Annotated in this window: 8 protein-coding genes and 3 pseudogenes; 2 read left to right on the top strand and 9 right to left on the bottom strand. The window is 57.9% G+C overall.

Features of this window, described 5'->3' with window-relative positions; translation table 11 throughout:
- Nucleotides 1-7: 7 nt before the first annotated feature.
- From AC1DTN_RS27455 to AC1DTN_RS27445, 3 genes and pseudogenes are all read right to left on the bottom strand, one after another.
- Nucleotides 8-1,576 carry an ABC transporter substrate-binding protein gene (locus AC1DTN_RS27455; RefSeq protein WP_477923422.1) on the bottom strand — a complete coding sequence of 523 codons (1,569 nt, stop codon included), beginning with the start codon at nucleotides 1,574-1,576 and terminating at the stop codon, nucleotides 8-10.
- 159 nt (nucleotides 1,577-1,735) lie between these two features.
- Nucleotides 1,736-2,077, bottom strand: a pseudogene (locus AC1DTN_RS27450) (N,N-dimethylformamidase beta subunit family domain-containing protein); the annotation flags it as partial.
- A 705-nt stretch (nucleotides 2,078-2,782) separates the two neighbouring features.
- Nucleotides 2,783-3,295: pseudogene (locus tag AC1DTN_RS27445) on the bottom strand (IS5 family transposase); the annotation flags it as partial.
- A 96-nt stretch (nucleotides 3,296-3,391) separates the two neighbouring features.
- Between AC1DTN_RS27445 and AC1DTN_RS27440 the strand changes: the two are divergent.
- Nucleotides 3,392-3,553: a hypothetical protein gene (locus AC1DTN_RS27440; protein ID WP_477923421.1), complete on the top strand. Its 162-nt coding sequence runs from the start codon at nucleotides 3,392-3,394 to the stop codon at nucleotides 3,551-3,553.
- A 240-nt stretch (nucleotides 3,554-3,793) separates the two neighbouring features.
- Here AC1DTN_RS27440 and AC1DTN_RS27435 read toward each other — a convergent pair whose 3' ends face one another.
- Both AC1DTN_RS27435 and AC1DTN_RS27430 read right to left on the bottom strand, forming a co-directional pair.
- Nucleotides 3,794-4,834, bottom strand: coding sequence for a tartrate dehydrogenase (locus AC1DTN_RS27435; RefSeq protein WP_477923420.1), 1,041 nt, complete (start codon nucleotides 4,832-4,834; stop codon nucleotides 3,794-3,796).
- Between the two features lie 83 nt (nucleotides 4,835-4,917).
- Entirely contained in the window at nucleotides 4,918-6,303 is a 1,386-nt protein-coding gene (locus tag AC1DTN_RS27430; RefSeq protein ID WP_477923418.1) for an aspartate aminotransferase family protein, read from the bottom strand.
- Between the two features lie 437 nt (nucleotides 6,304-6,740).
- Here AC1DTN_RS27430 and AC1DTN_RS27425 point away from each other — a divergent pair, with 437 nt between their 5' ends.
- Complete coding sequence (locus AC1DTN_RS27425; RefSeq protein ID WP_477923417.1) at nucleotides 6,741-7,415, top strand: GntR family transcriptional regulator; 675 nt, start codon at nucleotides 6,741-6,743, stop codon at nucleotides 7,413-7,415.
- Nucleotides 7,416-7,671: 256 nt separating this feature from the next.
- On the opposite strand, the pseudogene AC1DTN_RS27420 reads toward AC1DTN_RS27425, so the two are convergent.
- The 4 genes and pseudogenes from AC1DTN_RS27420 to AC1DTN_RS27405 form a co-directional block, all read right to left on the bottom strand.
- A pseudogene (locus AC1DTN_RS27420) lies at nucleotides 7,672-8,711 on the bottom strand (IS3 family transposase).
- Between the two features lie 782 nt (nucleotides 8,712-9,493).
- Entirely contained in the window at nucleotides 9,494-10,423 is a 930-nt protein-coding gene (locus tag AC1DTN_RS27415; RefSeq protein WP_477923416.1) for an electron transfer flavoprotein subunit alpha/FixB family protein, read from the bottom strand.
- A 27-nt stretch (nucleotides 10,424-10,450) separates the two neighbouring features.
- Nucleotides 10,451-11,200, bottom strand: a complete 750-nt coding sequence (locus tag AC1DTN_RS27410; protein WP_477923415.1) for an electron transfer flavoprotein subunit beta/FixA family protein — start codon at nucleotides 11,198-11,200, stop codon at nucleotides 10,451-10,453.
- A gap of 35 nt (nucleotides 11,201-11,235) precedes the next feature.
- Nucleotides 11,236-13,677, bottom strand: coding sequence for a GcvT family protein (locus AC1DTN_RS27405; protein WP_477923414.1), 2,442 nt, complete (start codon nucleotides 13,675-13,677; stop codon nucleotides 11,236-11,238).
- Nucleotides 13,678-13,731: the final 54 nt, after the last annotated feature.

The following is a 13,731-nucleotide window of genomic DNA, read 5'->3' as shown; positions in this document are numbered from 1 at the left end:
ATTTGCGTTATGAGAGCCAGACCGACTTCCATGCAAAGTGACCCATGGCATATCCGGTACGGGCCGGTGTCAGTCCCTCTACATTCTTCGCAAGAAGATCGACCCCTTGGTTGAATGATGGAATGATATAGCCGCCTTCTTCGAAGTCGATTTTCATCAAATCGTGCACGATCTCCTTGCGTTTTACGATGTCGGTCGCACCGATTGCCTGGTTGTAGAGCTTTGTGTAATTCTCGTTGCCCCAACTCGTAACGTTGTAAGCAGCATCTGGCATAAGGCACTCAGCAACCAGTGGCAGATATGGCGTATGAAGCCAAAAATCCTGTGCGAATACCCACTTCTTGTACTGGTCTCCGAAGAATACATCCGTTGTGACCTGACGTACAGATACCGTGACGCCGACGTCTTTGGCCTGCCTTGCAAAGACCTGCGCCATCTGCGGAGCGCCAATGGCAAAGTCAGATGTGACGAGCTCAATATTCAGATTTTCTTCTCCGGCCTTTTTGAGGAGAAATTTTGCTTGATCGACATCGCGCTCTCTCTTCAGGGAAGTGTCGTAGAGTGGATCCCAGCGAGAGAACACGTCATTGCCAACTTCACCATATCCGCTAAGCGCGATCTTGATCATCTGCTCACGGTCGACCAAAAGTCGGAAAGCTTTTCGCACTTCCGGTTTGTTGAAGGGCGGTTGATCCACTCTCATGGAGAACGGCACGAACATCCCTGGCTCAGAAACAAGCGCTTTGATGTCTCCACCTTTTCCGACCTGGCGGGTCAGAGACAGCGGAGCGGCGGCCAACGCGTCCATCTGTCCACTTTGCAGTGCATTGAATGCGGCAACGTCAGAGACAAAGGAAGCGATTGTCAGTGTATCGAGATGTGCTCCCACGTCGCGCCAATATTCATCGAATCTAACAAATACGCTCTGTTGGCCAGGGGTAAAGCTCTGGAACTTGAATGGCCCGGTTCCAACGGGATTGTTGACGTCGAAACCTTCTGGAACGATAGCGTAATAGACTGCTGAGCAAATGGCTTCCGGAAACACCGCAAATGGCACTTTCATCGGAACTTTGAGCGTGAGATCGTCAACGATCTTAATGTTGTCGACATCGAGTGGCCCCAACGTGAGGGAGCCGCTCAACGGAGCCTTTGGATCGACGATCCGTCGGAACGAAAAGGCAACGTCCTTGGCTGACAACGTTCGTCCATCGTGGAACTTCACGCCCTTTCGTAGCTTGATGGTCCATTCGGTGGCATCGGCATTTGGTTCGAGCGACTCAGCCAGCGCGTTCTGGATGCTCGCATCCGGCTGCATCTCCACGAGAGGCTCGTAGAGGGCAAGTGCGCGGGCGAAGTCAGGCTGCACGGTACCTTTATGAGGATCGAGATGCTCGGTCGAAGAGCCACCCAGCATTGCGACGCGAAGGTTGCCGCCGCGCTTCGGCTTTACGGTTTCAGCATGCGCTGAAAACCCTAGAGAAGCACCAAATGCAAGGCCCGCCCCTCCGATTAATGCAGCGCGACCAAAATCGCGCCTTGAAATTCCGGTGATAAGTGAGTTCTTTGTGTCAGACATTCCATTCCCCTTTTTGCTATTGTTTAACGCACCCTGCTAACAATCTGAAATAGCGTGAAGTACTGTTCGTAACTCACGTCAAAACAAAAATGTCAGCCAGCCCGTTCATGCTTATTGGTTTGGTGTACCGAGTTGGTCTGCATTACCGAGGCGTATAACTTATTCAGATCCTCCCTCTGGGACTACAACGTCGAGTGGTTCTGGACGAAGAAAGCGACGGACAACATTGGTCGTCAATCTCGCAATGTTGTTGTCGTATTTGTTGTGGGAAAGAGAGCCAGTAAAAGCAATCGAACCGACGGAAAAGACAGCTCCACCGCCCATAAGTGGGCTTAGGATCATATCCGAACGGACTTCTGGATTTTCCGTGCCGCCCACACCTGGTACAGTTTCGTAGATCTCCTCTGCAGCAAGCAAATACGCATCCGAAAACGGGCCGGAAGTCGCAAGCAGCAGCGCCCCCGGAGGTGTGCCCAGCGACGGCTTGTAGCAATCGATCTCTGCCCCGGCTGCTCGTTATCCAATTGCAGATCGTCGACGGCCAATCGCCTCTTCGCGCAACACCTCTTTCCGTTTCTCGGGTTCGAAGACATTAAAAGGCTCGGGTGCCTGCGTATATCACCAGAGTGAACAACCATTTTTCCTAGAACGCACAGTCATGTCCGACCATTCTCCGTAACTAAAGCCCGGATTCACGGCGATGCGGTTCCAGCGGCATGCATGGCTGACGCTTTGCGATCCAGACGTCACGATCCAACCGCACGGTCGCGCGTGCGCGTTCCGACGCCCCAGAGCTTTTTTATATGTGAACCCTTCTGCCACCAGCACCGTGACAGCGACGAAGGTGGAACACGAACGTCGTGCGCCTTATCGAGCCTGTCGGCCAGTTTCGGGATGCTGATGTCGGGTCTGGCCTCGACCTGCCCAATCAGGAAGGGCCGATAAGCCGCAAGCTTGCCGCTGCCGGACGGACGGCCCCTTTGGGGCGGCGATACCGCTGCTGTCGTCCGGCGGCGCTGGATGACGCGGATTGCCGTGCTGTGGCCAATGGCGAAACGACGCGCGGCCGCTCGGCACGAATGCCCTGCCTCAACCATTGCCACAACGCGTCGCGAATATCCAGTGAATGCGATTTGCCCATGAAACACCACCGATCAGAAAGGAACCATGAAATCCACCAAAATCAAACAGCCAACGATGCACCTTGTACGAACGACGCTCTAGCAGCGCCTCCATGTAGATGCCTTCGATCAGGTCGGGTGCCGCTATGCTATCGTGGCGCTGTCCGGGAAGCAGAACGAAGCGGGCAAGATTTCCGAGCGCGTCGACGAGGGCGACGATCTTTGTCGTCAAGCCGCCGTACGAGCGGCCGATGGCCTCACGGAAAGACCCCCTTTTTCCCCCATACCGTGCTGATGAAAGCGGATGCTCGTGCCGTCGATCATCGCGTATTCGAAATCCCGCTCGCCTGACAAGACATTGAAAATCCGTTCGGACACGCCTTTTTTCGCCCATTGGCGAAAGCGCTGGAAAACGGAGTTCCAGGGACCGAATTCATCTGGCAGATCACGCCATGGCGCACCGACCCGGACCTTCCACATCACCGCCTGAAGAAAGAGACGATTGTCGTAGGCGGGAACGTGCGGGATCCCTGTCCTTACCAGGCAGCAAACCCTTCAGACGTTTCCATTGATCTTCTCGAAGAACAAACCGCAACATCAAGACCTCCCGTTCAAAAGGAGGAAATTCAACCCAAACACCTTGCCCAGACCTGACGTCTGTCAACGGACCCTAGTACGTGCAGACGGTACCAGGATGCAGGTATCGGCAACGGATGTCGCGATCGGAATCGTGAATGTGAACAAATGGTGCGGCGCGTTCCACGTGCTCATGTTCGTGCAGGCCATGGACCCGAACCATTTTGCCGGCCGCAGCACATTCGAGCATGAGATGGGACGGCTGGCCCACCAAGGCTAGGTCAGCGCCGTTGCGCCGGGCTGCGATCCGGTTCACATTCCGGGCGATCGTGCGCTTGCGCTCAAGCGCGACCAACTCGGAAACGGCGTCGGGCTCATCGATCCGCTCGTGGCTGATATTCAGCCCTTGTCTAACCGTCTGGATTGCGCCTTCCCGGAACCAATAAACGCATAAAGCGCGTCCGCATGTTTGATGATGCGGAGGCGTGTCTTGTTCAGAGAAGACGTTTTACGCCGCGCTTCACTCGAGTGCAGCAAGGACGGCGGCCGTGATGGCGTCCGTCTTGTCGTTATCCGGCACGACACCGATGCCGCGCATGGTCGTCTGCTCGATGGCCGCCATCACGCGGGCGGCGGTGGCGCGTTCGCCCAGATGATCGAGCATCATCGCCCCCGACCAGATTGCGGCAATCGGATTGGCAATGCCCAAATGGGCGATATCCGGCGCGGAGCCGTGAACGGGCTCGAACATCGACGGCGCACTGCCGGTCGGGTTGATATTGGCGGAGGCAGCAAAGCCGAGCCCACCCTGAATGGCCGCACCGAGGTCAGTCAGGATATCGCCAAAGAGGTTCGAGGCGACAACGACGTCCAGGCTTTCGGGGGCCATCACCATGCGCGCTGCCATGGCATCGATGTGATAGCTCGTAACCTCGACATCGGGATATTCGGCGGCGAGCTTCCGGGTGATCTCGTCCCAGAACACCATCGAATATTTCTGCGCGTTGGATTTGGTGACGGACGCGAGTTTGCCGCGGCGGGTTCTCGCCTCTTCGAAGCCGAAGCGCAGGATGCGCTCGACGCCGGTGCGCGTGAAGATGGAGGTTTCCACGGCCACTTCATCGGTCGTTCCCTGATGGACACGGCCGCCGGCACCGGAATACTCCCCTTCCGTGTTCTCGCGGATGCAGAGGATATCGAAGCCGCCTGTGCGCAGGGGACCCTCGACGCCCGGCAGGAGGCGGTGGGGACGGATATTGGCATATTGCACGAAGGCCTTACGGATCGGCAGCAGCAAGCCGTGCAGCGAAACGGAATCGGGAACCTCTTCCGGCCAGCCGACGGCACCAAGCAGGATGGCGTCGAAGGCGCGCAGCGTCTCGATGCCATCGGTCGGCATCATTGCACCGGTCTGCCGGTAGAAGGCGCAGGACCACGGGAACGTCGTGCAGGTTAGCTTGAAATCTCCGCCTGCTGCCTTTTCGAGGACCGACCAGGCCGCTTCCGTGACTGCCGTTCCGATGCCGTCGCCCGGAATGAGCGCGATCGAGTGAGTCTTCATGAGATGATTTCTCCAAAACGGGATAGACACGCCTCTGGCGTGAAACAGGGCGCCGTAATCGACACGGCTCCCCGTTCAGAGTTTTAGTTCAGGTTTTCGGCGATACACCACTGTGCCGTCTCGTCCAGCGCCTTGCGCAGGCGTCTAACGATTTCGTTGACCTGCTCCTCGGTGATGATGAGCGGCGGGCACAGGGCCAAGGTGTCCCCGATGGCACGCACTACAAGACCATGCTCGTACGCGGCGGCGAACGCGTAGGCGCCGGCCTTGCCAATCGTGGCGAAGGGACGGCGCGTCTCCTTGTCGGCGACCAGCTCGACGGCCGCGATAAGGCCGGCGCCACGCACTTCGCCGACCAGCCGATGATCCGCCAGTTCCGCCAGGCGCGCCTGGAGAACTTCGCCCATGCGGGCAGCATTGCCGATCAGGTCACGCTCTTCGATGATCTTGAGATTTTCCAGGCCGACGGCAGTGGCGACCGGGTGGCCGGACGCCGTGAAACCATGACCGAACGTGCCGATCTTGGCCGTGTTGTCGGCGATGGCGTCATAGACCGCTTCGCTGAATACGACGGCCGCGAGCGGCATGTAGGACGAGGTTAGCTGCTTGGAGATGACCATTATGTCCGGCGTGAAGCCGTAATATTCGCAGCCGAACGTCGTGCCGAGACGGCCGAAGCCGCAGATCACTTCATCGGAGACGAGCAGGATGTCGTACTTGCGGCACAGCGCCTCAATGCCCTGCCAGTAACCGGCCGGCGGCGGCATGACCCCACCGGCAGCCATCAGAGGCTCGCCGATGAAGGCGGCGATCGTTTCCGGGCCCTCTTCCAGGATCACCGCTTCCGCCTCGGTAATCAACCGCGCGGTAAACTGTGCCTCGGTTTCTCCTGGCAAGCCAAAGCGATAAAAATGCGGGCAGGTCAGGTGGCGAACCGGTATGGCCGGAAGGTCGAAATCGCGATGGTTGTTCGGTAGGCCCGTCAGGCTGCCGGACGCCACGGTGACGCCGTGATAGCCGCGGGTACGGGAAAGGAACTTCTTCTTCTGCGGGCGTCCCAGCGCGTTGTTCATGTACCACACCATTTTGATCATGGTGTCGTTGGCTTCCGAACCGGAGCTGGTAAAGAAGACGCGGGTCAGAGATTCCGGCGTCATCTCGACGACTTTCTCCGCTAGGCGGATGGAGGGCTCGTGCGCCTTGTGGCTGAAGGTGTGGTAGTAGGGCAGCTTCGCCATCTGCTCGGCGGCAACCTTGACGAGGCGCGGCTCGTCGAATCCGATGGCAACCGACCAGAGGCCGGCCAGACCCTCGATATATTCCTTGCCTGCGTCGTCGTAGATGTAGATGCCCTTGCCATGGTCGATGATGACCGGACCCTGGCGTTCATGTGCACGGGCGTCCGTGTAGGGATGCAGGCACGTCGTGATGTCCGCATGGACCAGGGAATTGGAGAGCTCTGCGCTCATGGTCTTGTTTCTCCTTCGGGATTTTCCGCAACGCTGCGGAGCCGGGAGCAGCAGATGCGAGCATCCGCTGCAAGCATGTTTGTGATGATAACCACCGCGAACGAGGGTAATGCTAGAGGCGACGATGGCGACTGCGTTTCGCGTTCGATGTCGTGAGCTCAGCACCGGTGGCAATCCGGCATGATGGCCTGGACGAACGCAAATCGAAGCCGATTTCAGCAACCCGTCGGTGCGGTTCCGATCTATCGCGACGGTGCGAATGGACAAAGGCAATCACCTTCAGACGCTCTAAGGGGACCCTGTTAACGCAAGAGCATCCGCCGGGGGAGCGGAAGTATTTGTTCGGTGTTATAACAATCTAGCAATGCCCCGTCATCTTTTTGCTGTCAAGGCACTTGTTTGATGATATGACAAAATCCGTGCAGTCGGAGAGTCCCTTGGCTACCTATGAAGTTTCGTCCAGAGGAGCGCGCACGCCCGATCTCTCGCCCGTGTCGCGAGAAATGCTGCACGAACAGATTTACGTCATGCTGAAACGCAACCTCATGATGGGGCGCTTCACACCGGGCCAGAAGCTTCCCCTGCGCGGACTGGCCAAGAGCCTCGGCACGAGCCTGATGCCGGTTCGTGATGCACTGCAAAGACTAGAAAGCGTCGGAAGTGTGGTTTCCATGCCGAACCGCACAATGATGGTCCCGACGTTCAGCAGTAAGCAATTGAGCGATATCTGCACGCTGCGCACGATCCTCGAAAGTGCCACTGTGGAACGCGCCTGTGGCAGTCGCACCGACGAGGAACTCGCCCAGTTGCAGGTACATGTCGCCGATATTTGCCGGTCTGCGGAAACCAACGATATCGACCTCTTCCTGGAGGCCAACTACCATTTCCACATGTTGATTGCCGCCATGAGCCGTCTGTCATTTATCGGACAGCTGCTCGAACCGCTCTGGATGCAGATCGGGCCATCGGTTCGCCACTCCGTACCTGACCAAACCCTTTTCCAGAGCGCTGCCCAGAACCACAAGAATGTTTACGACGCGATCGTTTCCCGAAACACAAAAGTCGCCGTTAAAGCGATGAAGAAAGACATATCAGAAGGGTACAGCTTCTAGTGGCGTGAACCCTCGGACTGGGCAAAGCCCTGGGCATGAGAGGGGCGGAGCAAAAGTCGGCCACGGTAGTGGCGGGATAATTCTGCTGCGGGCGGAGTAAAATCCGGCCACATATTTCTCTTCTGCAATGAACGCAGGAGGGATGGGGACGGAACAAGAGCTGCTCTAAATCGTACGGTAGGGTTGAACGGAGCGTGAACTTTCGTCGCGGACCCGCGGTAATCGCCCCGTTTTTAACGGGTCCGATCAGTAGAATTTACGCTGCCATTTTCAGTTTCTGCCTCGGCGTGATGCCGCCAATAGCCATATTGGGTCGGTCATTGTTGTATGTCCAGAGCCAGCGTGTGGCGTGATCCTGCACCTCCTTGATGGTATCGAATATCAAGCATCCCAGCCATTCATGCCGAACCGTGCGGTTGTAGCGCTCGATGTAGGCGTTTTGCTGCGGCTTGCCCGGCTGGATATGGGCGATGGTAATGTTTCGCTTCTCGGCCCACGCCACAAGCGTGCCGCTATATATTCCGGGCCGTTATCGACACGAATTATATCCGGCTTGCCTGGCAACGAGAAATCGACCTCGATGCCAAGCCCCTCACGGTTGAAGTCATCGATGACGTTCAAGGTCCGGAACGAGCGGCCGTCGGCAAGCTGATCGGCCATGAAATCCATCGACCAGGTCCGGTTTGGGTGTTCCGGCACGGCCAGCGGTTCGGGACGCTCTCGAACCAAACGCTTCCTGGGCTTGATCCGAAGGTTCAATTCCAGTTCGCGATAGATGCGGTAAACCCGCTTGTGATTCCAGGTGAAGCCCTTGATGTTACGAAGATAAAGGAAACACAGGCCGAAACCCATGTCTTCCTGGCTGTCGTCAGACGCAGCAACCAGTCGGCAATGTCTTCGTTCTCGCTGTCGAGCTTGCGTCCATATCGATAGCACGTCTCGCTGATCGAGAACGTCCGGCACGCGAGGGCCACTTTGATATTATGCTTCTGGACCGCTTGCATGGCCATCTCCTTGCGTTGAGACGGCCTCAGAGCTTTTTTCCGAGAGCTTCCTTCAAAAGATCGTTCTGCATGCTCAGTTCCGCATACATCTTCTTCAGTCGCCGGTTCTCGTCTTCCATGCTCCTCATTTGGCTGACCATGGACGCATCCATGCCGCCTAACCGGGCCCGCCACTTGTAAAGCTGGCATCGCTCATGCCATGCTCCCGGCAAAGCTGTGCAACCGGAATGCCGTCCTCTGCCTGCTTCAGGATTGCCATGATTTGCGCGTCGCTGAATCGTGAAGTCTTCATCGGAATCTTCTCCAAAATCTTTGTGAGAAAATTCTACTTTTAAGCCCGTTTAGTTTGCGGGGGGATTACCCCGCCTCATGGTCTGGCGGCTTGTAGCAAGCTTCCTGGCGACGGCTGAAACGCTTAGCCCGGCGGTGAGTTCGGCGCGCGCGTCCTGTTTCTGCTTTCCGAGACTGCCAGCATCGGATGATTTGAACCGAGTGCTCAGCGTTTCCTCAGAAACGAACGTCGTAGAGAATTGGCCTTTCCTCATTTCGCGCAATAGTGCTCGGCCATCGTGAAACGGTCGTTACGCCTCAGCGGGTAACGGGCCAACACCTTCGCGACTATCATATTGGCTTGCACTATCTTATCGTAGTCGACTCGGATCATGATTGGAAAGCAAGTGCGCACCCATAAACCATCGATGATTTATTGATCCCAAAAACTGTAGAGTGGTTCAACTCCCATTTCTAAAGTTTGCGGCGGCTTGCTAGCTTCGCGGTGGTAGCGCAGCGACCATAGATCTACTGCCTACCACTGGCTCGATTTAGTCGCTCCGCTAGTCTTGAAACATATGCCGAGCGACGGGGAAGCCTATTGGTCTTATTCACCCGTCATAAATAAATGGTGCTTTGGGGCGCTGATGAGGCCGCATACTCATTTTGAAACATTGATGTGAGTTTGATGAACGCCTTGAACGGAATCGAACGATCGACCGTCCGTATAGCGTTCACCTTTGAAAAGCTTGTGAAATAACGGCGGCGGACGTTGCACGGCCTTTGGTTACATTGCCAAAAAGCTTAGAGCGCTTTTTCGAGTTCCGGCAGGATATCGAAGAGATCGCCCACCAGGCCGTAATCCGCCACCTGGAAGATCGGGGCTTCCTCGTCCTTGTTGATCGCGACGATGACCTTTGAGTCCTTCATACCGGCCAGATGCTGGATGGCGCCGGAGATGCCGACCGCGATGTAAAGCTGCGGAGCGACGACCTTGCCGGTCTGGCCGACCTGCCAGTCGTTCGGGGCATAACCAGCATCGACGGCAGCGCGCGATGCGCCGACGGCAGCACCCAGCTTGTCGGCCACCGGCAGGATGACTTCCTGGAATTTTTCCGACGAGCCGAGCGCCCGGCCGCCGGAGATGATGATCCTGGCCGAGGTCAGTTCGGGACGATCCGACGAGGACAGCGCGTCCTTGACGAAGGTCGAGAGGCCGGGGTTTGCGGCAGCGGAGATCGTTTCGACGGATGCCGAGCCGCCCTCGGCAGCCGAGGCGAAGGATGCCGTGCGCACGGTGATCACCTTTTTCGCTTCACCCGACTGTACCGTCTGGATCGCATTGCCGGCATAGATCGGCCGCTTGAACGTATCGGCCGAGACGACTTCGGTGATTTCCGAGATCTGGGCGATGTCGAGCAATGCTGCAACGCGCGGCAGAACGTTCTTGCCGGTCGAGGTGGCAGCCGAAATGATCGTGTCGTAGCTGCCTACGAGGGAAACGATCAGCGCGGCCAGCGGTTCAGCCAGGTTATTGGCAAGGTCGTCGCTTTCGGCGAGCAGAACCTTGGAAACGCCGGACAGTTTTGCAGCGGCGTCGGCCGCAGCCTTTGCACCCTTGCCGGCCACCAGCACATGCACGTCGTCGCCGATCTTGGAGGCAGCCGTCAGCGCCTTGGCGGTCTGGTCGGAAAGCGTTGCGTTGTCGTGGTCAGCCAGAAGAAGAATGGCCATGATGTTAGTCTCCTTATTCTGGGGCTTTTAGAGGACGCCGGCTTCGTTTTTCAGCTTGTCGACGAGTTCGGCGACCGTCTTGACCTTGATGCCGGCCTTGCGGCCCGAGGGCTCTTCAGTCTTCAGAACTTTCAGGCGCGGTGCGGTGTCCACGCCGAAATCGGTCGGGCTCTTCTTGTCGAGCGGCTTCTTCTTKGCCTTCATGATGTTGGGCAGCGAGGCATAGCGCGGCTCGTTCAAACGCAGGTCGGTGGTGACGACTGCCGGCAGCTTGATCTCGATGGTCTGCAGGCCGCCATCGACTTCGCGGGTGACAGAGGCCTTGCCGTCGCCGATCTCGATCTTCGAGGCAAACGTGCCCTGCGCCCAGCCCAGGAGGGCGGACAGCATCTGGCCGGTCTGGTTCGAATCGTCGTCGATCGCCTGCTTGCCGACGATGACCAGGCCGGGCTGTTCGACTTCCGCCACTTGCCTGATGATCTTGGCAACGGCCAGCGGCTCGACCTGATCCTCGGTCTCGACCAGGATCGCCCGGTCGGCGCCCATGGCCAGCGCCGTGCGCAGCGTCTCCTCGGCCTTGGCCGGGCCAACGGAGACGACCACGACTTCCGAAGCCTTGCCGGCTTCCTTCAGGCGCAAACCCTCTTCCACCGAAATCTCGTCGAACGGGTTCATCGACATCTTCACATTGGCAAGCTCGACACCGGAACCATCCGGCTTAACCCGGATCTTCACGTTGTAATCGACGACACGCTTGACGGTGACCAGAACTTTCATGGCAGCATACCTTTCCCTTGGCCGCTTCGGGCAACTTACATGCGACCGCGAAGAGCCTTCGGATCGTAGGGCGATTCCTCAATGACGCGCGCCTTACGCATTTCGCCAAGAATCGGGACGTCAAGCTCTGTTCCCGCAACACCCAGTTCGACCGGCAGCAGCGCGAATGCGACGTCATGACCGAGTGTGTAGGCATAACCGCCCGAGGTAATGCGCCCGACGAGTTTGCCTTGATGATAAACCGCTTCATGCGTCATCGAACTTGCTCCGTCGGTTTCGATCGCGATCGTGAACGAGCGGCGAGCAATGCCCTTTTCCTGCTCACGCAGTAGCGCATCGCGGCCGATGAATTCCCCCTTGTCGAGGCGGATGAAGCGGTCGAGACAGCTTTCGAAGGCTGTCAGCTCCGGATTCATGTCGCGATACATTGCCCGGTAAGACTTTTCGAGGCGTAGGGATTCCAGTGCCTGCAGGCCGATCAGTCGCAGCCCATGCGCCTCGCCCGACGTCAGAACAGCATCGAGCAAGGACCGTTGGTAGCAAAGCGGGTGATAGATCTCCCAGCCGAGTTCACCCTCATAGTTCACGCGAAGCAGCCTGACGTCGCTGGCAAGCCCTACATTGCCTGTTCGGACGCTGAACCATGGGAATGCTTCGTTCGACAGATTGATCTCCGTCAGCGATTGCAGAACCTCGCGCGCCTTCGGCCCCACGATTGTGAAGCAACCCCGTTCATTGGTGACATTGCGCAGTTGCACGCTGCCATCCTTCGGCAGAAGCTTCGAGAGGTCGTCGAAATTCCAGCGTTCGGCACGCGGTGTTGAGATCATGTAGAATGTTCCGTCAGCCAGGCGGCAGACGACGTATTCGGCCTGAACAGTTCCCTTGGATGTCAGGTGATGGCTGAGATTGACGCGGCCGGTTGCCGGCAGGCGATTGGCAAGAATGCCGTCGAGCCAACGTTCGGCTCCCGGACCGGCGACCTCAAATTTCGTCATCGGCGTCATTTCGACGAGGCCGACGGCATTGCGGACCGCATGGACTTCCTCGCCGACATATTTGCCCTTTTCCGTCCAGCGCCAGCTGTTCTGGTCTTTGGCCTCCACCCCCGCCGGCGCAAACCAGCTGGGCATTTCCCAGCCGTTCAGCACGGCCCAGACGGCGCCGCGTTCGCTCAGGCGGTCATAGGAGGGAGCGGTTTTCTGCGGCCTGGCCGCGGGGCGTTCCTCACCGGGGTAGTGCTGCTCGGCATGGGTGCCCCAGGCTTCACGGACCTTTTCGCGCGTCCAGTTCTTGTTGGCATAGTCGCCGAAACGGCGGGGATCGAGTTCCGACGTATCGACGCTGTTTGCGCCTTCGACAATGCGTTCCGAGAGGTAATAGCCGATTGCACCGCCCCAGAGGATGCCACCGGGTACGCCTTCGGCGATCCAGACATTCTCAAGTCCCCATGCTGGGCCCATGAGTGGCAATTCGTCTGCCGTCATCTGGAAAGGCCCGCGCACATTCGCCTTGATACCGACACGACCGAGCGCCGGCACCATTTCGATCGCACGCTCCCAGTTCCAGGCGACGGAATCGAAGTCCTCTTCAAGAAGGTCGGCACCGAACCATTCGGGAACGCCGTTCTCGGCGAACAGCTTGAGATGCTCGGTGCGCTCGTAGGGGCCGAACATTAGTCCATCGCCCTCTTCGCGCAGGTAGCCTTCGAACCCCTCTTCCCGTAGGATCGGCATTTCCGGCAATCCCTGACGCTTGCGCTCCACCACTTCTGGAACGGCATCGGTGATCCAATACTGATGAACGATGGGAATAGCGGGAATCTCCAGACCCAGCATCGCACCGGTCTGGCGCGCGTAATTGCCGGTTGCCGAAATGATGTGTTCGCAGATGATTTCGCCCTGATTGGTGATGATCTTCCACTCGCCACCCGGCAGCCGCTCGAACCCCCGAACCTCAGTATTGAGATGGATTTTCGCGCCCCGATCGCGTGCGCCCTTGGCCATGGCCTGCGTCACATCGGCCGGTGCGATATGGCCATCGTCGGGATGGTATAGAGCTGCCAGCATGTTTTTGTTCTCTTCAAGCAATGGCCACAGCGCTTGCGCTTCCGCCGGCGTGACCAGCTCGGCGCGAATGCCCTGTACGGCGGCAACGCTCATGTAGCTCTTGTACTCGTCAAGACGGTCCCGCGTGTTGGCGATGCGCAGCTGTCCGCATTTATGCCAACCGACATGCTGCCCCGTTTCAGCCTCAAGCCCTTCATAGATTTCTATCGTCTTGGAAATCATCCGGCCGATGTTGATGCTGCGCGCATAGGACGGGATCAGGCCTGCGGCATGCCAGGTCGATCCGGCCGTCAACTGCGTCCGTTCCAGCAGCGCAACGTCCGTCCAGCCACGTTTTGTGAGACCGTAAAGAATGGCAGCACCGACACAACCGCCGCCGATCACGACAGCCCGAGCATGAGTTTGCATGAAAGATGTTCCCTTGACTGAATTTATCCGACCCTACAAATGCGCGAAGCCATT

This window comes from Rhizobium sp. 01T444 (genome assembly GCF_056398305.1).
Note: the sequence above shows the minus strand (reverse complement) of the source record. Positions and strands in the feature narration are given on the sequence as shown.

Bases quoted from the DNA above. Each gene is read 5' to 3' on its own strand.
- AC1DTN_RS27455 (WP_477923422.1), bottom strand. From the start codon at position 1,576: ATGTCTGACACAAAGAACTCACTTATCACCGGAATTTCAAGGCGCGAT.
- AC1DTN_RS27440 (WP_477923421.1), top strand. From the start codon at position 3,392: ATGCAGGTATCGGCAACGGATGTCGCGATCGGAATCGTGAATGTGAAC.
- AC1DTN_RS27435 (WP_477923420.1), bottom strand. From the start codon at position 4,834: ATGAAGACTCACTCGATCGCGCTCATTCCGGGCGACGGCATCGGAACG.
- AC1DTN_RS27430 (WP_477923418.1), bottom strand. From the start codon at position 6,303: ATGAGCGCAGAGCTCTCCAATTCCCTGGTCCATGCGGACATCACGACG.
- AC1DTN_RS27415 (WP_477923416.1), bottom strand. From the start codon at position 10,423: ATGGCCATTCTTCTTCTGGCTGACCACGACAACGCAACGCTTTCCGAC.
- AC1DTN_RS27405 (WP_477923414.1), bottom strand. From the start codon at position 13,677: ATGCAAACTCATGCTCGGGCTGTCGTGATCGGCGGCGGTTGTGTCGGT.